The organism is Heliomarina sp. (assembly GCF_052826185.1).
Window position 1 is genome coordinate 21,800 of record NZ_JBRBUI010000019.1, and the last position, 25,327, is coordinate 47,126.

A 25,327-nucleotide genomic window follows, 5' to 3' on the forward strand; every position below is an offset into this window, starting at 1 on the left:
CTTGATGTTTTCGAAGAGAATGGCAACTGCCGCTCGGTCAGAAATATCTACCTGATAGGTCTCGATACGAACTCCTTGTGAGCGCAACTCCTCCAGGACATCAGAGGCTGCACTTTCAGGTTCACTTCTTGAAACCAGAATGAGAGCGCGAGCGCCTCCTCGGACCATTTCACGGGCTGTTTCAAGCCCAAGCCCACGCGTTCCTCCGGTGATCAGGTAACTTGCTTCCGGGTTCAGTTTTGCGAAACCTTGATGCTTATGAGACGGCAGTAGCACGATCTTTCCAATGTGCTTTGCCTGCGCCATGTATTCGAACGCCTCGCCTGCCTGGGCCAGCGGAAAGCTGGTGACGGGGAGGGGGCGGATTGTACCATCGCGCGCTGCTTTCATCACCTTGGAAAACAAGGCGTCCGACACTTCAGGTAACGCTGTGCGGATCTTGGACAGATCGAGAATGTGATAATCCCCCTCGGGGCAGCTCTCGCGAAATCTGCTCTGTGTCCAGAGATCGCGCTTACCGATCTCGACAAGCCGTCCCGCTTTGGCCAGACAGTCAACTGTCGCGTCAATGAACGACCCCGAGAGAGAGTTCAGCGCTAAATCGACCCCTTTACCACCGGTAATTTTTAGAATTCTTTCCGAAAAAGTTGTCTCCCTAGATGAGAAAACATGTTCGATCCCGGCCGCCCGCAAATATCTCCGTTTGGTTTCGCTGCCTGCGGTCGCGATAATCCGGGCACCCGCTGCCTGAGCAATCTGAACTGCCGCCGATCCGACCCCCCCGGCAGCAGCGTGTATTAAAACCCATTCCCCTGCACGCAATTTGCCGATGTCTATTAAGGCGTGATGGGCTGTCATAAATGCAAACGGCAGGGTAGCGGCCTCGACCGGAGACATTCCGGACGGAATATGCGTCAGCTCAGTAGCACGCCCGATTGCGCGGTTTGCAAAGCAGTCGGTCGCAATGCCAACCGCCCGGTCACCTGCCTCCAATCCTTCTACCTCATCGCCGACAGCCTGCACGATACCCGCACATTCACCGCCAAGCGGTTCGGGATCGTCACGCATATCAAGCGCATTCATTACATCACGAAGGTTGAGACCTGCGGCGAGGACCTCAACGAGCACTTCGCCCGGCCCCGGGCGCGGTTCTGGCACCGGCACCAGTTGCAGATTTTCAAGTACACCGTCTGGCGACTTCCTAAGTGCTACGTTGTGGTGATTGGGCGAGACGGGAGCGATTGCCGTAAGCCTGGACGCATGTCGAGTTCTGTCACGCACTGCAACTTCTGTTTCACCTGCAAGCCCCCACAACACGTCGGCAAGTTCAGTCAGGATTGGTTTTCCGTCGTTGTCTTGTGGAAGGTCGATGAGTGTCGTGTCCAAATCCGGAAATTCCGCTCGCAAGCCGCGAACCATGCCCCAGAGTGCAGCCTGGGCCGGATCTGGACGATCGCACTGCCTGATCCTCTGAGCTTGGCAGGTCGCGACGACAAGGCGCGGCATGTCGTCGGCCGGGCCGTTCCGAACAAGTTGCTGAACGGTTTCTCGCAAACTTGAAAGAGGTGGCTCGGGCCCGCCGTCGTTCATGTCAGCCCCAAGCGGTCTCAGATCAAGAACGCCGTCGAAGGATCCATCGTATTCGACATTCCATTCGCTAGGCAAACTTCGCAATTCGATTGAAATGCTCGCTATAGCAAGGTGTTCTGCGGCGGCTTTGCCTGCTGCGCCATCAGCGAGGATAAGCCATCTTTCGTTGGTATTCCCAACTTTTGAAATCGGCTTGCGCGCAGCAAAAATTGATTGCCGTGACAAAGGAATAGAACCAGATAGATTCTCTGCCTCAAGCCCGCAGTCCTCAAGAAGAGCGATCCATTTTTTGGCGTCAATCAGCGGGTAGTTGGGGCGCAGCTCCTTGTCCTCAAAAAACCACCAGCCTTCGGTCAGACCAAAGGTAACATCAACCCATCGTTCCGGAGCGACAACTTCCAATAGCAACATCATTCCGCCTGGCGCCAACGCGTCACCCGCACGCTCCACTGTTTTCCGCAAATCAGTGGTGGCGTGCAGGACATTGGCGGCAATGACCAAGTCATAGCTTTGGCGAGTGATGCCTTGCGCCGACAGGTCGTCGTCAATGTCGAGCGTGCGGAAATTCATACCGTTGCGGTTGCCGAACTCGGTTTCGGCTTCACGAACCATCGCCGGACCGATATCCGTGAACGTATAGGAGAAATTCATGCCCTCGAGTTGGGAAAGCACCGTTGCCGTGGTTCCGCCCGAACCTCCGCCGATCTCGAGAATGCGCAAAGGTTCATCTGACCCAGAGTGCGCTTTGCAGAGATTCTGGACAATAGCGGCAATTGTGCCGTTGAATGCAAGCGACTCGGGACTATTGCGGTAAAGCTCGCGGGCAATCGAAAGGTCGCCGCTCGGGAACAAGTCGGATACCGGGTTGCGAGCGCCCCGCAGAATTTCTGGCAGGTTCGGACCGCAGTTCTCCATTAACCGAAGCTTCACTTGGGCATGGGGGTGTCTTGCGAGGGCCGCTTTGGATGCAAGAATTGGATCTGCCTCAACCAGCTTGTTCAGAACGACCCAAGACTCCTGATCGCGCCGAAGAATTCCATCCTCTGTCAAGATTTCAAAAAAACGCGCGAGTAGCCCCCAGAGGCGCTTGGGGATCGAAAGTTGTCTGGCGAGGCCTTCCAACGTTGCCTTATCACCGATCTTTGGCACCCAGCCAAGGTTCTGAAGACAATCAGAGATCCAAATGGTCGTTAGATCATCAAGCGCTGTGTTCGCGGCATCGTACCCGGCAAGATCCAATTCTTCCGAAAACGAACCAAGAATTTTGCGCGCATCAGCGGTCAGACTTGTGGGAGAAGGCATAGAAGTTGGCGATCTAAGTACAGTCCAATCGACGGCATAGAAGGCGTCCGTTGGTCCCTGTCGGGTTTCGCGCAAGACGATGTCAGACAGCTCTGCCACAAGTCCATCATCATCTGTGATCGTGACGGACGCTCGCAGGGTCGGGTCGGCTGATCTGCCTGCTGGCTCTGTCCGGGCAAACGCACGCAGACCGGGGCCGGGGCTGCGAAAAATCGATACACTGCCGATAGAAAACGGAAGGTATGCAGTAGCTTCATCAGTTGCCGCAGGAAGAGCCGCAGCGATGACCTGAAGGCAGCCATCTAGCTGTGCAGGATCGAAAAAGTAGCGATTTTTTGTATCGCGAGGGCTCACATCTCCGAGGGCTTCACGTTCTCCTTTACGGAAAATCTGTTCAACCCGTTGCAAACTGGGGCCGAAATTAAAGCCGCGTGCCGACATATCGGCGTAATGGGTCTTCCCATCCCTGGGATCATTTTCATAGCTTCGAAGGTCCGCTGTCGATACGTTCCGTGAGATCGTACTTTCCGGCACAATCCGGCAGGAGGCATGGCGTCGCCATGCGCCGGAGTCACTTTCGGAAGACAGTATGTCCAAACGGCCACCACTTTCGTCATGAGTGACGACTGTCTGGATCAACATCTCTTCCTGCGAGACGAGTGCCAGCGGTTCCAGCAGCGTGAGATCCGCGAGGCTGTACCGCCCGGTAAGCGTGAACTGTGCGGCGGCATAGGCCATCTCCATCATGGATGCGCCCGGAACGATGCAACGTCCGTGAACCACGTGATCGGCGATATGGTTAAGGTCATCGGCCATCAGGCGCTTTTGGAAAACACTGTGGCCATCGATGGCGACCTGTAGTTTTTCGCCAAGCAATGGATGCACTTCAGTCGTGTCGCCGGTCGCGATCCGTTTGTTTGCACGAAACCAGTACCGCTCGCGTTGGAACGGGTAGGTCGGCACATCCACGATGCGTCTGCCGGGTCCACTGACGGCGCGCCAGTTGATCTGAACGCCTGCCCGCCAAGCATCTGATACCGTCGCAAAAAGAGCGGTTCGGTCGTCTTTGCCGCGCCGTAGTGTTGCAGCGACTGTCGTGCTGGTTTCGTCGAATATCTCGACCGCCAGCGGCAGCAGCGTTCCATGCGGACCAATTTCGATGACGAGGCCGGGATCGAGCGCAGCAATATTGTTCAGACAATCGCCAAAACGCACAGCCTCTCGCATGTGTCGCCGCCAATACTGTGTTGTCGCGATCTCATCCGTCACCGGTTGGCCGGTGACATTAGACATGATCCGAAGTCGCGGACGCTGCATGTGAATGTCTTTGATCGCTGCTTCGAAATCATCCAAAGCTGGTTCCATAAGCGACGAATGAAAGGCATGAGAAACAGTAAGAGGCCGGGTAGATATTCCAGCGGCTTCGAGTTTCTCGCAAGCGCCGGCAATATCCTCGGTCAAGCCGGAAATGACGGTCTGGGTCGGGCTATTCACGCCCGCAATCACTGCGGTACTGGCAAGCGCATCCAGTATGTGTTGAACTTTCGTTTCGTGCGCAAACACGGTTGCCATGGAGCCACCTGCCGGAAGCGCCTGCATCAATTTCCCCCGCGCGGTAACCAGCCGCAGCGCATCCTCAAGGGAGAATACGCCCGCAATGGTCGCTGCCACGATCTCACCCAGCGAATGGCCTGCCACGATATCGGGCCTGACGCCAAAGGCATCCCAAAATTCGGCCAGAGCGTATTCAATCGCAAAAAGTGCCGGTTGCGCGTTTCCTGTCAGGTTAATTTGCCTGTCATCACGTGCCTCGAACACGAGTGTCTTCAGCGGTATCTCGAGTTCTTTGTCAAGCACGGCAGCGCAACGGTCAAACGCCGCGCGAAACACAGGTTCCGTGTCGTACAGGCTTTTGCCCATTCCAGCGTATTGAGCACCTTGCCCGGTAAACAAGAACGCGGTTCTGGGTGGATCGCGAGGTGCTGGCGAGGGGCCAGAAACATTTTTTGCGCTGCGCCCTTGTGCAAGAGCCCGAAGACCTTCGCAAAGCTCGGCGCTATCGGCGCCGGTAACGGTTGCCCGCACCGCTAGCTGTGCACGGCCTGCCGTTGCAGTATAGCAAAAGTCAGCAACGTTGGTTTTAGGATTAGCCAGCTTCAGAGCATAAGCTCTTGCCAATTCACTAATTGCCCCGTTTTCGGTAGCGGCAGACAGACCCAGGATCATAGGTACGTTAGGAATACCAAAATCGTCGCCGGGCGCGAGCTCTGCATCTCCGAGCACGATGTGAGCATTTGTCCCGCTGAAGCCAAACGAACTGACACCGCCGATACGCCGACCATTGCGAGCCTGCCATTCGTGAAGCTGGCTGGATACGGAAATCGGCATGTTGTCCCAGTCGATCAGAGGGCTTGGTTCCGAAGCGTGCAGGCTGGCGGGGATGAGTCCATTCTGCAAAGACAGAGCCAGTTTTATGAGACCGGTAGCACCGGCTGCCGCCTCCAAATGTCCGAGATTGGATTTTACGGAACCGATCAAAAGTGGATTGGATTTGGAATGTCTACGGAACACGCCCGCAAGAGCGCCAGCCTCGATGGGATCACCAAGGGAAGTTCCGGTGCCGTGCGTTTCGACATAACCAACTTCTTCAGGTGTGACTCCGGCGCGTTTCAGCGCCATGCGGATCACCGCTTCCTGAGCCGGGCCATTCGGCGCCGTCAAACCGCTGCTTGCCCCGTCTTGATTGACAGCACTGCCAAGGATCTGAGCGATGATCCGGTCGCCATCTGCGCGTGCATCGGACAAGCGCTTGAGAGCGACAACCGCGCAACCTTCTGCGCGCCCGAACCCGTCGGCACCCGCGCCAAAAGCTTTGCATTTCCCATCAGGGGCCAGCATCCGGGCCTGCGACAAGGCCGTAAAGATATCCGGTCCGAGGATCAGATTGACGCCCCCCGCCAATGCCATGCGACAATCACCTGTTCGAAGGGCCTGACAAGCCAAGTGCACAGCCACCAGTGAGGAAGAACAGGCCGTGTCGATCGTGACACTAGGGCCTTGAAGACCAAGGATATAGGACAGCCGGCCACTCAGCGTACTGTGGGCAATCCCAGACGCAAAATGCGCGTCCAAAAGCGCAGGATCACGTGTCTTCAGTTGCTCATAGCTGTAATCGTTTCCAGCTGCGCCGACAAAAACGCCAGTAGCGCTACCGATAAGATTGTCAGCGGCTTGACCAGCATGCTCCAGCGTCTCCCAGCAGACCTCAAGCATCAGCCGATGTTGCGGATCAAGCCCCTGTGCCTCGCGAGGGGCCAGACCGAAAAACCCAGGATCGAAGCGATCAACAGAAGACAGGAAACCCCCGAAACGTGTGGAGATTTTTCCCGGAGCGCTAGGGTCTGGATCGTAGAGCGCATCATGGTCCCACCGATCCCGAGGTACCTCGCTGATAGCGTCGGTACCATTGAGCAATAACTTCCAGAATTCTGCCGGGTTATCTCCACCACCGGGCACCCGGCACCCCAGCCCGATTATTGCGATAGGTTCGGAGGCGGCAGCTTCGACCCGGGCCAGCCGCGACTGGGCCTCGTCCAGCGCAAGAAACGCACGTTTGATCGGGCTGAGTTCCCCTGAATTCTCCGGTGTCTGGGTCATTGTCGGGAAACTCTCTCAAGCAGCAAGGCTTCGACCTCTTCATCCGTCATATCGGTGATATCCGGTGCGTCAGAAACTTGCGGTACTGGATTCGGGGAAGCGATCACGTCATCGACGTCTTTCCCTGTCATTCGTTCAAGAACAAAAATAGAAATGGCTTCTATCGATGGATGGTCGAACGCGATCGACGCGGGCAATGGTTGCGACAGCTCCAGTGCCTCGGTGAGCAGTTTTCTGATCCGCATCGCCATGAGAGAGTCCATACCCAGATCCATAAGCCTCTCGTGCCGTCCCGGCGCATCGTCACGTTCTCGTCCGAGCACGCGAATGACTGTCCGGCGAACCTGCTCACGTATCATCTCAAAGCGTTCTGTTTCGCTCGCTCCGGCAAACAGTTTAGTAAAGCCGGTTCGCGCCTGTTCCGGCGTGGATGAAACGTGTACGGGGACTCCAGTTTTCGCTTGAGGCGGCCGGGTTTTACCCTCCTGACGCGCAAGAATGACGTGCTGGCCAAGAACGCTTGCAGCCGAACCTGCTTCTGGCCATGCCATAGCCTCGACAAACCCCGCTTCCTCCAATGTACGGCACCAAATTTCTGGCCGCATCAGCGGGTTATCCATACGCAAGCCGTCGTCGAATTTCTGCCAACCTTCGATCAGCCCAGTGGTAATGTCGAACCAGTCTAGATGCTCAGTTGACTCCACGAGCATCAGTAAGCCACCGGGGCGCAACAGGCTGCGCAGGCGCTCAAGGATTTCGGGCAGATCCGAGCCCGCATGGACCACATTTGCCGCAATCACAAGATCAAGGCTTGCAGTCTGAAACCCCTGGCTATCGAGCGAATTTTCCATGTCGAATTTACGGAAAACTACATCGGACCGGTCTCCGAACCTTTCACGGCCCCGGTCCAGAAAGGCGTCGCTGACATCGGTGTAGATATATCGCGCCGTGCCTTGGGGCAGGGCTGATAGAATGCTGGAGGACGTTCCTCCGGTGCCTGCGCCGATCTCCATTACTTCGAGCGCGTGACCGACACCCTGCATGCCAGCCATCGATGCCACGGCCGACCGAGCCAGCCCGTTGATATAGCGCATCATCGCGCTGTCTTCGTAGAGGGCCTGCGCTAGTTCAAACGCGCCATTGGGGAACAGGGTTTCGAGCGGCGAACATCTGCCACTGATCACGTCTGGCGCAAGACCGGCACAATGGCGCACGTAATTCAGCAATGCCGTGTTATCAGCAAAGAGACCTTGCGCCTCTTCCCAGAGGACTTTCATATCCGGAGCTGCCAGCGGCGCGGTTGCAACGTATTCGCCGTCATAAAGATGCAAAACGCCTTGAGCACATAAGCGTTCCAGCCATCGCCCGATCAGGTGCCGATACATTTCGTTGGCGCTAAGGGCTGCCATGATCTCGTCAAAGGTCAGTTTCGAACCCGATACGGAAAAGACACCAGCGTCGTGAAGCGTTTTTTGAGCAACTGCGATTGTAATGCGGGTCATAAGCGCCCATTTCGCGTCGTAGCTGCTGATATCAAGATCGAGTGGCCCGCGTTCGGCCTGCAAAGACAGTGCTACCGAAACGGTTTCCCAGTAACTGCGAGGTTCCGGTTCCTTCGTAGAGAGCGCAAACTGTTTGCGCTGGAACGGGTAAGTCGGTGCCGCTACTCGGCGTCCTCCGGATTGGCTGTTTTCCAGATATGCACGCCAGTTGATTTCGGCACCATCTACAAAGAGTTGCGAAAGGCTGTTGGCCATTTCGCACCAGTCGCGCCGGTCACGATTCAGGCTTGGAAGCAATGAAATCTCGCTATCGGTTGCACATTCTTCGGCCAAGCTCAGCAGCATTGGATGTGGGCCTATTTCGATTGCATGGGTGATCCCGGTATCGACAAGCGCTTCCATCGCTTCAGCGAAGCGAACGGGCTGCCGAAGGTTTTCAGACCAGTAACTGGCCTCGGCCATCGCCTCCGATTGAAGGAATTTTCCTGTAACAGTCGAAATAATCGGAACTCTTGCATGGCGCAGGTTCACGTGCTCCATGCTGTTGCGCATTTCATCGCAAACCGGTTCCACGAACGCTGAATGCGCCGCAAAAGGCACATTTAGTTTACGCGTACGCGCTCCTTTGTCGGAAATGGCGTCAAGGCATTGAGAAAGAAGATCTTCCGGACCGCTAAGCGTAACACTCTGGGCGCTGTTGTAAGCTGCGATAGAGACCTGGCCGTCATATTGCCTGAGTGCTGCTTCGATCACCTCAGGTGCAGCAGACACTGATGCCATTGATCCGCCCTTCGGAAGCGACGCGAGGAGTCTACCTCGGATCGCAGCAGCTCTTACGGCATCTGTGAGCGTGAGTACTCCGGCCGCATAGGCCGCCGCGAATTCACCCAACGAGTGACCCAGAACCGTCGACGGGAGAATTCCAAGAGCTCGCCAGAGATCGCTCAACGCACATTGCACTGCAACCATCGCCGGTTGAACGATTTCGGTCCGAACGAGTATATTTTCGGCATTCGAGTTCAGTGCCTCTATCAGAGGAATCTCGATCATATCCCTGAGAGCTGCATCTGCCGTTTCGAAGCTGCGGCGGAAAACGGGTGAGGTGGCCAACAACTCCCGAGCCATCAACGGGTAATGCCCGCCTTGACCGGAAAACAGGAAAGCAATGCGCGGCTTCCGGGGATTTCCCAGTTGGCTAGTATGGCACCCTTCGTTCGGTCGACCTGCCAGAAAATCACGTAAGCCAGAGCGCAGCCCTTCGGCGCTCTCAGCCGTCACAGCAATCCTATGCTGCAGGTGTGAACGCCCGAGTGCAGCGGTCCGGCAAAAATCTTTCGCGGCCTGATCCGTTTTCAAACCCATCGCGTAAGCTCCGGCAAGATCGCGCAGTGCTTGCGGATGCCGCGCAGAAAGAGGCAGGACGAGATGCGTCGACGCGCTGTCAACCGGCGCAGGCACATCAACCTCTTCCAGGATCACGTGCGCATTGGTGCCGCTGAAGCCGAAGGAACTTACCCCTGCGCGCAGCAATCCCTTTTCAGAGTGTAGCGGCGTATGGGTTATCGGAACAGCAACAGGAGAATTCCAGTCGATCTCAGGATTCCCTGTGGAGAAATTAAGGTTGGCCGGAAGCTCTCTCCGCCGCAATGCGATCACGGCCTTGGCGACCCCAATGATCCCGGCGGCAGCTTCCAGATGGCCGACAACGGTTTTAGCCGCGCCCAAAAGTAAAGGTTGTTCAGGCGGTCTTTTATGGCAACAACTTGCGATTAAAGCTCGAACCTCAATCGGATCACCAAGCGGGGTGCCAGTACCATGGGTTTCGACAAAGTCGAGGTCGCGCCCTTCAAGTCCGGCATCCTTCAGCGCAGCCCTGATAAGATCTTCCTGGGCAGCACCGTTTGGCGCGGTCAGTCCAGCGCTGTGACCATCCTGATTGATCGCGCTGCCGCGCATGACGGCCAGCAGAGGGTCCTGCGATTCAAGGGCGTCTGACAGCCGGCGAAGTACGATCATGCCACAGCCTTCGCTGCGCACATATCCATCCGCACCCGCATCAAATGTCTTGCAATGCCCGTCTGCGGCCATCATTCGGCCTCGGGAAAAAGCAATATTTAAGTCCGGCGTAAGGATCAGATTTACGCCACCGGCCAAGGCAAGATCACACTCACCGTTGCGCAGTGCCTGCGCCGCAAGATGCAGGCTGACAAGTGATGAAGAGCAGGCGGTATCGATCGAGATCGCCGGGCCGCGCAGCCCCAGAATGTATGAAATCCGGCCTGCGGCCACGCTTTGCGCCGTACCGGTCCCATGGTATGGCCCGACACTTGATCTATCGGAAAAAGCAGTGCGCCCGTAATCGACATTTGCGATGCCGAGATAGACCCCCGTGCGGGAACCGCGCAGATCGGTCGCCGCAATTCCCGCATTTTCAAGCGCCTCCCAAGCGACCTCGAGCACAAGCCGTTGCTGCGGATCCAGATGGCGCGCTTCTTCTGGGGCGATGCCAAAGAACTCCGCATCGAACATATCGACGTCTTCGATGAATCCACCATAACGCGTGGTCATAGAACCGGCAGCGTCAGGATCCTTATTGTAGAATTCGTCAATTTCCCACCGATCTTTGGGAATTGGCATGATCCCGTCCCGGCCGGACCAGAGAAGGTTTTCAAACCCGGCCGCATCCTTCACTCCGCCTGGCAAACGAAGGCCCATGCCAACGATTGCTAAAGGTTCATGTCTATCGCGCTCCGCCCTTGCAAGCCGCGCCTTGAGATCCCGAATCTCGTTCAGAGCTCGGCGGATCGTGTTCTGGGCCTCCGATGGTCTCGCCTGCGTCATGACACCGTCCCACTAGACAATGAATTAGCGAGTTCCGCTTCAAGTTCGGCCAAGATGTCGTCGTCGCTGAGTTCGTCCGTAAACTCACTTTCAAGGTTTTCCGATGTAAGACCAATATCGATTGACCACGCCCCGGCAAGGCATAGTACCAGGTCGTGAAGGGTGGGGTGGTCGAACAGCAAGGTTACCGGCAACGGAACGCCACCCACGCGTACAAGCGTGTTGCGGAATTCGACCGACATGAGAGAGTCGAGACCCTCATCCTTTAGCGATGCAAAGAGCGGAATCGAGGCACTGTCAGGCAGTCCGATTGCCTTTTTGGCCAGTTCCGTCAAGGCATCTGTCATCGCCTCGGCTCGCAGCGCATCAGGCTGCGCACGAAGACGACCAATCAAATGATGTGCTTCTTTCGATTTTTTTGCTTTCTCGGGGGCAATACGGGCGCTTTGAGTAAAGTTCTCGAATATCGTCAAATCGAGTCCCGCCGGCGCAGTTTGCAGAAATGTCGGCCAATCAATCCGCGCAACGGTTACCGTCGCTCTTCCTTGTGAAATTGCTGCTTCAATCGCAGCGAAAGCGTCAGCGGGAGGTAATGCGGATACGCCGCGTTGCGCCCAAACATCACTTCCGCCCTTTTGCAGGTTTGCGGCCATGCCACCGCCCTTCCACGGCCCGAGTGCAACGCTTAGCGCAGGAAGTCCGCGCGACCGGCGATTATGCGCAAGAGTGTCCAGCCCCGCATTGGCCGCGAGATAGGCACCTTGTCCCGGCGAACCCAGACTCAGGCCTGCGCCGGACAGCAAGATCATGAAATCCAGCGGGCGATCCCGGGTCAGTTCGTCGAGTAAAAGCGCGCCGTCAAATTTACCGGCCATGACCTCACGTACATCCGTAGCGGTCAGCAGGTGAAACGCCTTATCCCGTAGGACCCCCGCCGCATGAATGACGCCTTTCAGAATGCCAAGCCCGTCTATCTGTTCCCGAACTGTTGTCATGCTTTCCTGGTCAGCAGCATCTGCACGGAAGACGTGAACGCGAACGCCTGAGGACTCGAGTTCGGAAATTACAGACGCCACGTGGTCATCCGGGTCGTGCCTTCCGGTCAGTACCAGTTGTCGCGCGCCATGCCCGGCCAGCCAGACTGCCGCATCTAGCCCGATGGCACCGAGACCGCCGGTGATCCAATACACACCTTCCCGGTCGACGGAGAACGGCGCGCTACTGACACGCAGGACAGTCTTGCCAATATGCTTGGCCTCGGCCATGAACCGAAATGCCGACTTAGCTGAGCCGAGGGAAAACTCTCGCACTGGCAAGGGTTGCAGTTCATCCGCCTCGAACCGTTGAAGTACAGAGCTCATCAGTTCAGGCAGAAGACCGGCTTGTTTGATAACCTCTGTGCCCAGATCATACGCGACGTAGTTGATGTCCGGGCGCTTTGATGCGACCTCTCCGGTCGTCATTATGTCGCGCTTCCCAAGCTCAAGAAACCAGCCGCCCTTGGCGGTGGCGCACAAGCTCTCCGCAATAAATTCACCCGCGAGGGAGTTGAGCACGATGTCCACTCCGCGGCCTTCCGTCAGCCCCATAATTTGGTCAGCGAAGTCCGCCTTGCGAGAGTCGAAGACATGTTCGGCACCTTCGCGCAATACGAAGACACGCTTCTCCTCGGAACCCGTGGTGGCAAAGATCCGGGCACCACGGTTCTTGGCAATCCTAAGCGCGGCAAGGCCGACCCCGCCCGCAGCCGCGTGGATAAGAACACTGTCGCCCTGTTTTATACCAGCGAGATGTTCAAGCCCGTAACTTGCGGTCAGATAGGCCACAGGCTGCGCGGCGGCCACAGTATCGGAAAGCCGGTCTGGTGCATGCACAAGGAGATCTTCGGACCCCACTGCCTCGGTGGCATGTGAGGAAGGCACCATTCCCATGACACGGTCACCTGCTTTGAACCGGGTCACAGAATTACCGACTTCGAGAACAACACCGCTGCATTCCGCACCAATGGTAGCGGACGCATCCGGATAGCTGCCGAGGGCTAGGAGTACATCGCGGAAATTTACACCAGAGCTGCGTACAGCGATGCGGACCTCGTGCGGTCCGACCCCGTTTGCATCCATAGGCGACAGTTCGATAGCTTCGATGGCCTTTTCGCCTGTCACCGCAAGTCGTTGCAGTGTGTTTGCCCCGCTAGCAAAACGCGCTCGTTCCAAACGCAGCGCAAAACGAGCACCATTTCTCAGTGCTGTCCAAGCAGGCCCGGTTCGGGTCAACTCGCCAAAGATTGCAGCAGCCGAAGCGGTGCAGTCCGTGTCAATAGCCCTGAAACCGAATTCGGGGTGTTCTATTGCAAGCGCTCCCATAGCCCCCCACAGGCTCGCCCCAATATGGCAACCGGGTTCGTCCGAGGTTATCCCTTGGGCACCCTTTGTCAGCAATCTCAGACGGGGGGCAGAGACGTTTTCTATACCGAGAAGTGACTGAATCACATGGATCGCACAGATGACTGCATCAGCTGAACCAGAACTCTCATTTTGAACCGGATCAAGCTTCAGGCAAAGCGCAACGCCACTTGGCGGCCTGACCTGTCTAAAAACCTTGTCAAACTCGCTTGCCACGGCTTCGCGATCACCAAAGTCGTGAATTGGAAGATCCAACGTCGACCGCGACAGATACTTCAACCCACGAACGGTTTCTGCACTGCCGCCGAGATCAATCAGCAACCAGTCGCCGACATCTTCCAATTTCCCTTCCTCTGGGAACGGTTTCCATTCCCGGATGTAGGTGAGATTGTTATCCGCTACGCCACCGATCTCCGTCTTGGCCTCCAATAACCGCAATCCCTCGATCCGCGCGCAGCAGGCACCGGACGCGTCGAATAACGTTATATTAGCCAGGCACGACGCTACGCCGCGTTCCGTAAGCGTAGCTACCGCCTTCAACGCCCCATCGGAGGGTCTTGCCAGCGATGCAGATCTGACAGAGACAGGAACGAATGGCGCTTTTTCCGGTGCCTCGATCACACCCTCAGCGGCGATCAACGCAAGCTGAAACGCTGCATCCAGTATCGCGGGATGGAGAATATGCTCAGCACTTCCCGACGGTGCCAAGACCACCCCCGAAGCCGAATTCTGATCGATACGAATATCAGACAGCAACCTGAAATTGGCACCAAATCCAAGTCCAGAACGTTCAAACCGCGCCTGACTTGGCACCCCTGTGGGCCACGTTGTGCGCAGTCCTTCAAATTTATTTCCTGCTTGCAACTTGCAGAGCGACGTCGCAATCAATTCCCATGTGTTTTCAGTAGGGATAAACCACTCAAGTTTCTGTTCAGTATCAGAAATCCGGCGGGCGACGATCTGCCAGCTCGTATCCAGGCTGGTAACCTCAACTGGCTTGAGTAAGGCCAAATCATACAGCTCTGCAGATTCGCCAAGCAGGTCACGCGCAACTGCCAACAAACCTTCGATGATGGCTGCGCCGGGCAGAAGCGTCTTTTCGAAGATGACGTGATCATTACACCAATCAAAGATTGCTCCAGCATCACCTTCGAACTGAGTGATATCGCCGGGAGCCAAGACACTACGACGCGTGAGCACAGGATGCAGTCGTTGGTTCACGGGCTCGACAGCTGGAGAGTTCTCTAACCAATGTCGACGACGCTGCCATGGATAGGATGGCAGTGGTACGACCTTGCCTTCCGGCCCGAACGCCCTCCAATCGGGCTCTAGTCCGGCCACGAATAGCGCGGCACTTGCCCATGCGACGCATTCTGCTTCTGGCAGGTTCCGGCGTAAGGATGCAATCACCGGCACTTCGGGATTATCCACCGTTTCGGCAATTGCAGCACCCAGAACAGGATGCGGCCCAATCTCCAGAAAGCAATCGTGCCCGACGCCTGCAAGTTCTTCCATAGCCGCGGCAAAGCGTACCGGCTCACACATGTTCCGGGCGAAATAATCGGCGGTGAAGCCCCGATCCATCGTTTTGCCGGTAACCGTTGAAACAATCCGGATCGATGGAGACGTGGTCCTAATACCTTCCAGAGCGGAGCGAAGATCAGGCGCGAACGGTTCCATTTGCACACTGTGAAACGCGTACCTCACAGGCAGCCGGCGCGCCTCTAGCCCGTCGCGAGCGAAATCTTCGATCGCCCTGTCCAGCGCTTCGCGCGAGCCTGACAAAACGCACATGCGTGGGCTATTGACGGCAGCAAGACTGAGCTGGCCTTTGAACGGGCTGATCCGGCGTAGTGCCTCTTCTTCGGTAACTCCGACAGCAGCCATGGCGCCGGTGCCGTCCGCCTGCTGCATGATCCGTCCACGATGGACAACGATGCGCGCCGCCGTGGCCAGATCAATCACACCCGCAATGTGGAGCGCCGCGATTTCGCCAACACTATGGCCAGTTACAGCGTCAGGAACGATACCGCGCGCCATCCACATCCGTGCCAGCGCGACCTGAACGGCGAAGAGCGCGGGCTGGGCGATCTCGGTACGCTGCAACCGCGTTTCATCTTCGCTCCGTGAGAGTTCCGATTTCAGGCTGGTATCCCAGTGCGGCGCCAGTGCGGCATCGCAATCCTCAAGTGCTGCGCGGAAACTCGGCGAGGACGAAGCAAGGTCTTGTCCCATGGCGAACCATTGCGGTCCCTGTCCACAAAAGATCATGACCAGCTTGCGCTCTTTCGCGGTTCCCCTCAGCGCGGCTTGGCTGAACCCGGTGTCCGTCGCCTCGCTCAGCGCCTTTGCCAGTTGATCCTTGTCATGTCCGACTACAGCAAGACGTGCATCATAGTGATTGCGTCGCTCCGAAGCTGTAAAAGCAATGTCACTAAGCGAATTCGGCGAATTACATAAAAACTCGGCCCATTTTCCCGCCAGATCATCCAGCGCTTCATTTGTTTTTGCAGTTAGCGGCAGAATGACCGGCCCGACCGGGGGCTCAGCGGTATTGGCATCGGCCAATCTAGGAGCTTCCTCGAGGACAACATGAGCGTTGGTACCGCCAACGCCAAACCCGCTGACCCCGCAACGCAAAACAGTCTGAGGATCGAAAGCAACAGGCTGTTTCGAGATTTTCAATCGGCTTCCAGCCAGATCGATGTTGGGGTTGAGCTTATCAAACAGCGGTTGTGGCGGCAGAACGCGATGTTTCAACGTCAGAACGCTCTTGATGGCCCCAACGACGCCGGCTGCGGCCTCAAGGTGGCCGATATTGGCTTTTGCTGTACCAACGTAGCAAGGAGCGGCGCCTTCGGCCGCGATCCCCACCGTAGACACCAGCGCGCCAACCTCGATCGGGTCGCCAAGCGCCGTACCTGTGCCATGAGCTTCTATGAAACTGATGCTTGCTCCGTCGATGCGCGCGGCATCCAGCGCTTCGCGGATCAAGGCTTCTTGCGCCGGTCCGTTGGGCGCCGTCAACAAGGTCGACTCGCCATCCTGATTTACGGCCGAACCACGGATAACCGCATGGATCTGATCGCCTTCGGCGATTGCGTCGGAAAGACGTCGCAGCACCATCACGCCGCAGCCCTCACCACGTCCGAACCCGTCGGCTGCAGCATCAAAGGCTTTGCTCCGCCCATCTGGTGCCATGAACCCAACCTTCGACAACGAAACCATTAGGTCTGGCGTAATCATCAGCGAAACGCCACCCGCAATAGCCATATCGCTCTCACCGCTGCGGAGACTCTGACAAGCCATGTGGATTGCGACGAGCGAGGAGGAACACGCAGTGTCAATCGATACGCTCGGTCCTCGCAGATCAAGCAGGTACGACAGACGGTTGGGCACGACGCTATGGACTGTCCCGGTTAAAGTGCGCAGGTCGACCTTGGAAAGATCCCGGTACGACAACCCCGCATAATCGCTGTGATAACTCGCAACGAAGACACCCGTGCGGCTACCACGCAGGCCAGTATTGACTTGGCCCGCATCGTCCAATGCCTCGATGGCGCATTCGAGAAAAAGCCTCTGCTGGGGATCCATCGTGTCCGCTTCGCGAGGCAGAATGTTGAAGAATGCCGCGTCAAATCCGTCGATCTGATCCAAAAACCCGCCACGGCGCGTGCTCGATTTACCGGGGGTCGCAACTTCCGGATCGTACCAAGCTTCATTGTCCCAGCGGTCTGTCGGGACCTCTGAAGTTGTGTCCAGCCCCTCGGCCAAAACGGTCCAAAATGCATCAGGAGATCCTGCGCCGGGAACACGACAGGACATGCCAACCACCGCAATAGGATCGGCGACAAGAATATCACCCGCCTTTGCCCGGACATCTTTCGCGAGCATAGAAAGCTTGAGTGCCGACATGCCACTGGTTGAATCTGTCATCCTCGCACCTCTGTGCGCTTCGGACGCAAAGCTAAGGCGAGATCGTCGTCGCTTTTGTCGGCGAGAACCTCAGCCAGATCGTCAAACGAGAACCCAGCGTCCTGCGAGGACAAGTCTTTCGTTGAAATCTCTTGGGATTTTGTAGCCGGCGAACCTACCCCGCTTTCAGCCAGATGACGCGCAAGCGCGGTGACAGTTGGATAATTCCAAGCAAGCGTAGCAGGAAGGCGGCGACCAAGTTTGCGTTCCAGCTCGGCACGCAATTCCATAGCCATCAAAGAGTTCAAGCCGAGCGCACCAAAAGCGACATCCGGGTCAATCGTGTCCAGCGCAATCTGCAACACTGAAGCTGCCGCCCTTCGAACCAAATCGAGTATCAACACTCGCCTTTCCTGCGGCGTGGCTTTTTCAGGAAGCGCAGAAAAAAGCACAGGAACCGGACCCGCCGCCCGGACAAGTTCACTAAATACAGCGCGCTTGCGGTCAGCTGTTGCAGCGAAAGTCGACCAATCCAGATCCATAACAATCGCTGATCGATTGCTACGTACAATCGACCCCATCAGCGGTTCGAGCTGGTCAGGATCCAGCGTGCGCGCGCCAACTCTTTCAAGTTCGCTGGAATCGGTAAAGTCCCCGGTCTGCTCATGCATGCCGGTCCCGGCCCACGCACTCCAAGAGATGCTGAGGGCCGGTTGTCCTCTTAGGCGGCGCCTTTCCGCGACCGCTTCGGCACCGGTATTAGCGGCAGCGTAATTCGCCATACCAATCGGAGCGAACGTTGCAGCGATAGAAGAAAAGACAACAAACAAATCCAGATCGGGCAGGAGCCTGTCGAGAACCTTGGCACCCTCTAGTTTTGCCTGAAAGACAGTGTCGAAATCCGCCTCGTTCATTTGCGCCGCCAGCCCGTTGCGCACACGACCGGCGGCATGGATCAGCGCTCTTATCGGGGGACGTCGCTCGGCCTCATAACTTGCGAGAGCTTCTCGCATCACGGTCTCATCCGACACGTCTGCAGCAATATAATGTACCGATGCGCCACTTGACTCGATCGAACATAGATTGGCAATTGCCCGACCAGCATGCGTTTCAGAACCAACCGTTTGCCACTTCGACCGAGGCGGCAGCGGCGTACGACCCAGCAATACGAGATGGCGCGCGCCTTCGGCGGCTAATCGTCGTGCAACACGTGTTCCGACGCCGCCGAGACCGCCGGTGATGAGACAGGCCGCATCAGCACGCCACGGCAAAGCGCTGGCGGAAGGCGCGGCAAGCCCGCTTTTCAGGCGAGGCAGTTTGCAATCCTTGCCACATAACGCAATCTCGTCTTCGTCCGGAAATCCGATCAACGCCCGTATAAGCAATGCAGCCGACCGCTCAGGTTCCTCCGCGGGGTCAAGATCGATCAGCCGAACCGGCGGATCAGGTTGTTCCTGCGCGACAACCCGTGCCGCACCCCATAGCGCAGCCTGATCCGGATCGCCCCGTTCCCCCGTCTCAGCGATGTCCGGTGTCATTGCGCCTAGGGTTACATAGACAATCTGGCGAGGGCCGGAATCCTTCGCTTGCAGGCACTGATTCAATTTGACCGGCAGCCTCGCAGCTGCCCGGCCTTCCGGCGCGAGTGCGATGATCGAAAGACCATCCAGTTCTTCGCCAGCAACGTCGTCCAAGCGTCCGACGCGCGCTTTTGCGCCGCTGACCTCGAGCGCATCCCGAATGCTGAGAGCCATCCGGTCCTCTGGGCTGTCGGCAAGAACAAACCAACTGGACAAATCCGTTTCCGGCGGGATCGCCGGTATATCTGCCGTATGCCACTCGACGTGATAAAGCCAACCTCTGGTTTCCGCGTCTGGCTGAGGCAGCCGGTCCGCATGGGCGCCGAAACCAATCTCGGCTTCCTGAACCCAATATCTTTCGCGTTGCCACGGATAGCCCGGCAAATCGGTTGCACGGGGGCGGTCTCCGTACAAACTCCGCCAATCCAGTGAACACCCCACTGTCCAGAGACCGACGGCACAGGCAATCATTGCATCACCGCTGTCGACATCCCTCTTGCCACAAGCGTAGGCATGGACAGTCTCTCCCAGATCGCTGCCGATATCCATGATCGAAGGCAGCAGCACCGGGTGAGCGCCAAGTTCAACAAAAACGGTCCCACCCACGCCGATGGCTTTGCGCACAGCGGTATCGAAAAGAACCGGCTGTCTGAGATTTTCACCCCAGTAATCCGCGACGAGCTCAGTGCCGGCAACTTCGCGTCCGAAGACAGTCGAGATCATAGGTATCTCGCCAGTCTGCGCGGTCAGATCCGACAGACCGCCGCTTAGTTCTATCGCAAGCGGTTCCATCTCTGCACTATGCGAGGCGACATCGACATTCACCCGCCGACAAAAAATGCCTTCGTGCTCAAGCTTGGTAAGAAACCTGTCCAGCGCCACCGTCTCGCCAGAAACGACCGAGCTTCTCGGCCCGTTCCTCGCGGCAAGTCCTAGGCCAGGATATTCCCGCAAGCGGGTTTCGAGTGCCTCTCCGACAAGCTCGACAAGTGCCATGCCGCCGGTGCCACTCAAATCAGCCATCAGAAGACTGCGCTTGGCGACAATCCGCATCGCATCGTCGAGAGCGAGGCATCCTGAAATTGTCGCCGCGGCAACCTCGCCCATGCTGTGACCGACGACCATATCAGCGTGAATACCCATCTCTTTCAGCAGATTGGCATATGAAATCGCCAAGGCCACCAGCGCCGGTTGTATCACATCGATCCGCGTATTATCCGGCAAGTCGTCAATCGTCAGAACGTCTTCGAGATGCCAGTCGACAACCTTTGAAAGTGCTTCAGAGCAGTCGGCAATAGATTTGCTAAACACGGGGCTGTTTTTCAACAATTCCCGAGCCATACCTTGCCATTGGCCCCCTTGTCCTGGAGCAACAAAAACGATTTTTGGAGCTGGATCAGAGGCCAATCCACGCAAGCCCGAACTTTCGCCAGCAGCGAGAGCACGAAGCTCTGTCAGTATTTCGTCTGAGCCATATCCGCCAAGAACCGCGCGATCCATCAAACCGGTCCGGTGCTGCGACGCCGCTGCGCAAACTGGCTCAAGGTCGGCATCACAGGATCGTTCGATCATCTCGAGGTAGCGCCCGGCAACAGCCTTAAGGCCAGACCCTGTCTGCGCCGAGATTGGCAAGACGGGAATGAAATCCGTGAGTACGCGATGCGAGTGGCACCGAGTCATGCTCGGGGCAGGGGGCGACTGCAATACGACGTGGCTATTGGATCCGGCGATGCCAAAACTGTTGACCCCGGCCAGCCACCCGGATTCGCTTTCGGGAAGGGTCTGGCGGGCCTTCGGGATAGCCACACTCATGCCATCCCAATCGACCTCCGGGTTCGGCGTTTTCAAATGGAGGCTCGGTGGCACTTCGCCGTGCTTCAAAATGAGCGCCGTCTTGATCAGACCTGCCAGCCCTGCGGCACCCTCAGTATGTCCGATATTGGTTTTCACCGACCCGACGAGCAGCTTTTCATGCCGACGATCACCGACAATTTCGCCTATAGCGCCAAGTTCCACGGGATCGCCTTTTCGGGTGCCGGTGCCATGCGCTTCGACATAAGATATCTGCCTGGCCTTGACGCCCGCGTCGGCAAGCGCCGAACGTAGCAACTGTTCCTGACCGCCTCGTCCCGGCGTGCCAAAGGACTGCCCGCTGCGGCCGTCGTTATTGACGGCGCTGCCGCGCACAACCGCGTGGATCCTGTCTCCGTCCGCCAGCGCCCGGTCGAGCCGTTTCAACAGAAGCATACCTGCGCCTTCACTGCGCACATATCCGTCTCCGTCCGCGTCGCCGAACTTGCAACGCCCATCGGGCGCCATCATCCTGCTTTGAGAGAAGCCTATAGTGATATGCGGGCTAAGAATGATATTCACGCCCGCCGCAAAGGCCATCTCGCTCTCACCGCTACGCAGGCTTTGCAAAGCCAGATGGACAGCCGTCAGCGAGGAAGCGCAGGCAGTATCAATCGAGAGGCTTGGGCCTTGGAGACCAAGACAGTATGAAAGGCGGCCGGGCGTCGCATAGCGACCGCTACCGGAGGTTTTGCGGAAATCCATTGCTCCTTCATGACGAAGAAGCCGCGCTTCGAAATCCGATACCCATTGCCCAACAAAAACGCCGACCGGGCGACCCCGAAGTTGTGCGGCATCTATGCCTGCGTCTTCTATCGCCTCCCAAGCGGTCTCAAGCACCAGCCTCTGCCCAGGATCCATGCTTTCAGCGTCGCGCGGAGCGATCCCGAAGAACCGGGCATCGAAGCGGTCTATATCGTTAAGAAAACCGCCATAACGGGTGGTGATATAACCGGCTTTTGCCGGTGCAGGGTCGTAGAGACGACCCAAATCCATGCGATCAGGCGGAATCTCGGTAATCGCGTCGCCGCCTTCCATCAGAAAACGCCAAAATTCTTCGGTAGAAGAGAGCCCTCCCGGAAATCTTAGCCCGATGCCGACGATCGCGGCCGAGCGGGACGGATCGTAAACTTGGTTCACGGCTGCAGCCGTTGCCTTGGACTGTCGCCTAGCGCGTATTTCAGCGTTTCGGCAATCTCGTCCAGCAGTGCTTCGCGCTGATTGTCGAGGAAGAAATGATCGCCCTCAAACATCATTCTTCGGTAACCGTAAGAGGTCCAGTCTTGCCAGTAATCGATCAAATCGGCCGAAATAATTGAATCCGAAAGCCCGCCAAAGGTCGTGATCGGGGCTGGAATGTCTACTACACGCTGGCCTTCGATTAGCTCAAGCGAACGAATGTCTGCGCGTAGCGCCGGAAGGAGCATCGCAAGGATATCAGGTTCGTTCAGGATCTGTTCGGGAATGCCGCCATAGCGCGTGTTGATCTCGGAGACGAAATCGTCATCGCTCATGTGCGACATAGGCGGTACAGGGCTCGGACAATTTGGTGGGTGCCGCGCGGACAGGAACAGATGAACCGGCACTGGGTAGCCCTCACGTTCCAGTTCCAAGCAGGTATAAGCCGCAAGAGTCGCTCCAAAACTATGGCCGAAAAAGGCATAGGGTCGATCGGTCAGTGGCGCGATAGCTTTGGCAAGGCGCGTGGCAAGATCGGGTATAGAAGCCAACGCCGGTTCGCCAATACGATTGGCGCGACCGGGTGGCTGCACGGGGTACACATCCAGAATTTGCCTCGCATTGATCCATGGCCGGTACATCGCGGCTCCGTAGCCAGCACAGGGGAAGCAGAACAGGCGGACACCATCATTCGTCCGCGCCCCGGGACGCAGAAACCACTTCTCGTCTGTCGACTCAGAGGATACTCGATCAGGGCTCGATACTAACCTTTGAGACCGCTTTATTGCGGGGATCTCTGGCTTGGGAAAGTCGCGCAAAGACAAACTCCTGTACAAATACTTTTTCGGAACGGAGTCCCAAAAATCATCACATCGAAAAATAAAATTGTCGTTCTATACATGCTAAGTAGTATCGCAGCTTTTTTAAGCTGTCTATTGTCAATCCGTTTCTGGCACTGAATGCCCCGGTTCATCACGGTTTCTCGTCAGTCGTCGTAAAACTGCGCGAAATAACGGCAATATTTCCAATCGGATCGGATGATCGAGTGCAATGATTCCCACAATCCAACCTATCGCCGCGATACAGAAAACAGCAAAGCTCCCGATGGCCCCAAGCATCTCCGGGTCGCCAAGAATCATGACAAGACCGATCGCTGGCAGAATCGAGAATGCCGTCGTTCCAAAGCTCCGGCGCAACGCTGTCAAAAGTTCGAAGAGCGAAAAACCAATCAGTGATTGGACTGCCAAAGTCGATGCCACGACGGAAACACCAACAATGATGAAGGTACTCCAGGCAACAGCGAACATGCCGAACTGGGCGGCAACCAGAACCACTGGCAGCGACACCAACATCTGCAAGAGAGCAAGCAGGAACAGGCGACGCGTTTTTCCCTTAGCAACGATCAACGGATAATTGATGCCCGGTGAAAAATTCAGCAACAACGCACCGGCGATGATCTGCACCAGTGGCGTCACCTCCAACCAGTCCGGACCAAGAAAGGCGCGCACAAGTGGATGCACCAGAAGGATAATCAGCAAAAGGCAGGGCCACATGAGGGCGGTCAGTTTTTCAATCGCGACAAGATATGTGGCCGATATGTCCTGCTTGCGCCGGGCGAGATCGGAAAAAGCCGGCAGTGCCACGTCGGTCACGCCAGCAAGAATGACTTTTTCGGGAAACTGGCAGATCTGCGTCGCTCGGTGCAACAAGCCGACCACACCGGGCGTGAGGATAACCCCCAGAATGGATATCGTCAGATAGTTAGACGCATCGCGCAGGATCGACGCGCCGCCGGTGAACAGGCTAAACGACAGAATCTCACGCCACGACGCGAATCCGGGCCTGAACATCTGCCAGGCAGGTTTCAACCATAACAGCAACAGAGCCCCGGTCAGTCCAGAGGCGACGTTGGCCAGAGCAAAGCTTTGATAGCTAAAATCGAGAGCCGCAAAGAAGAGCAGTACGGCAGAGTTTACGACCGCGCTACAGACCGCTATGGCCGCCAGTCTCCGAAAAGCCAGCTCACGCGAGAGGAGCCCATAGAGCGGATAAGCGATCGAACCCGACAGGAAACCAACCAGTGAGATGTGCAAAAAAGCCGTCAGCCCCGGCTGATCGAAAATCTGCGCGATGATCGGGGCAGCCAATGCCAAAATCGACGCAAGCACCACTGTAATACCTAAATTGATGGTGAAGACCCCGCGCAGGCGGTCTTCGGTCAGCTCCTCGACCTGAACGAGATACGCCGCCGAACCCAGCTCTCTTACAGCACCCGCGACAGCAAGCGTCGCCATGCCAAGCACCGCGATTCCATACTCAAAAGGCAGTATGAGCCGCGAGACCACGGCAGTTGTGCCTAAACCGATAATCGTGGTGGCGTAATTCCCTGCCGTGGCATGAAGCAGAGCCGATCTTATCCTGCTCATTCCTGACCCACGCGCGCTGGTGGAGAGTTTTCGTGTCCGATCGCGTTCCCTGTTTCCTTACTTGGCAGGCGCAAGAACCTGATCTTTTGACTCCCAGCCGGAGCGGCGAGAGCAGCACTGAATCCCGGTGGAGCTGGCAGATCGATCAACCTTGGTCGAAACCCGTTCGGCACCGCACCCGCTTCAAAAGTTACTGATGGGTGCGTACCCGGCTCAACGGATACGACAAAACTATCAAGCTTCATTCCCAGCCCACGCCCGTCGGCCTTGATGACGGCTTCTTTCCGGGTCCAGCATTTAAAAAATGCGCCAAGACGCAGGTCCCCCGGAAGGCATTTATAAGCCGCATACTCTGACGGTGCGAATACACTGGCAGCCAGACTGTCTAGATCAGCCGTCTTGCGCTGTTGTTCTATATCGACCCCCAGATCGCCGTCATTGGCGATGGCGAGCATCGCCAGATTGCCGGAATGCGACAGGTTGAAAACCGGGGATGGACCGCTTTCACCGCTCAGGATCGGTTTGCCCTCAGCTCCTTTGTCGAACTTCAGCGCTACCGCTGGCGTGGCCGTATAAGCTGACAGTATTTCGCGCATCTGTGCATGAGCGGCCCGAAAGCGTCTCCGCAGGTGTGGGAAGGCAAAGGCTACGCAGCGTTCAGCCTCGTCATCTGACAGCAGGGCCTCCATCGTCGCTTTCGACAGCGCGGGTAAATCCAGATCCATCAGCCAGACATGCACCTCATCCTCTTCAATCAGAGCGGCCGCATTTAGTGGCGAGAAGGTCGTGTAAATCCCCGATTCTGCTCCCCCGGCTGCCGGCGATTCGAAGTCTAAGTCGTCGAAAAACCGCGATTCTCCGATCATAGCAGATGCCAGCCCTGGGAATTCAACTCTAGATTGCGCAACCGCTGTATCATTAGGCATTTTCAGAAAATTACTCTAAAAGTTATGAAGTTCTGGGCACTTAATTACATGTTAACAACTACCGGGAGATTTCCGGAAATTCTTTTATTGAACCGTGGCAAGTTGTGTAGGACAGTTGCCGTTATATTAATTCTTATATTTTTTCTTTTGGGTTGA

Annotated in this window: 7 protein-coding genes (1 of these 7 only partly in view); all 7 read right to left on the reverse strand. The window is 56.8% G+C overall.

Translation table 11 applies throughout. From position 1 onward, the window contains the following. Positions 1 to 6,549: the 5' portion of an SDR family NAD(P)-dependent oxidoreductase gene (locus ACU0FH_RS08220; RefSeq protein WP_446194181.1), read on the reverse strand. 984 nt of this gene lie to the left of the window's left edge; 6,549 of the gene's 7,533 nt are visible here — the first part of the coding sequence; the start codon lies at positions 6,547 to 6,549; its stop codon lies off the left edge, out of view. Beyond that, positions 6,546 to 10,892, reverse strand: a complete 4,347-nt coding sequence (locus ACU0FH_RS08225; RefSeq protein WP_446194182.1) for a type I polyketide synthase — start codon at positions 10,890 to 10,892, stop codon at positions 6,546 to 6,548. The genes ACU0FH_RS08220 and ACU0FH_RS08225 overlap by 4 nt, the downstream gene beginning before the upstream one ends. Then, positions 10,889 to 17,230 (reverse strand): type I polyketide synthase, encoded by a 6,342-nt coding sequence (locus tag ACU0FH_RS08230; protein ID WP_446194183.1) that lies wholly within the window; start codon positions 17,228 to 17,230, stop codon positions 10,889 to 10,891. The genes ACU0FH_RS08225 and ACU0FH_RS08230 overlap by 4 nt, the downstream gene beginning before the upstream one ends. After that, the gene (locus ACU0FH_RS08235) at positions 17,227 to 21,780 is read right to left on the reverse strand and encodes a type I polyketide synthase (protein WP_446194184.1); all 4,554 of its coding nucleotides are present in this window, start codon (positions 21,778 to 21,780) and stop codon (positions 17,227 to 17,229) included. The genes ACU0FH_RS08230 and ACU0FH_RS08235 overlap by 4 nt, the downstream gene beginning before the upstream one ends. Next, positions 21,777 to 22,655, reverse strand: coding sequence for a thioesterase II family protein (locus ACU0FH_RS08240; RefSeq protein WP_446194185.1), 879 nt, complete (start codon positions 22,653 to 22,655; stop codon positions 21,777 to 21,779). The genes ACU0FH_RS08235 and ACU0FH_RS08240 overlap by 4 nt, the downstream gene beginning before the upstream one ends. A 102-nt stretch (positions 22,656 to 22,757) precedes the next feature. Further along, positions 22,758 to 24,245, reverse strand: coding sequence for an oligosaccharide flippase family protein (locus tag ACU0FH_RS08245; protein WP_446194186.1), 1,488 nt, complete (start codon positions 24,243 to 24,245; stop codon positions 22,758 to 22,760). Then, complete coding sequence (locus ACU0FH_RS08250; protein WP_446194187.1) at positions 24,242 to 25,111, reverse strand: 4'-phosphopantetheinyl transferase family protein; 870 nt, start codon at positions 25,109 to 25,111, stop codon at positions 24,242 to 24,244. Before ACU0FH_RS08250 ends, ACU0FH_RS08245 begins: the two co-directional genes overlap by 4 nt. Between the last annotated feature and the right edge of the window lie 216 nt (positions 25,112 to 25,327).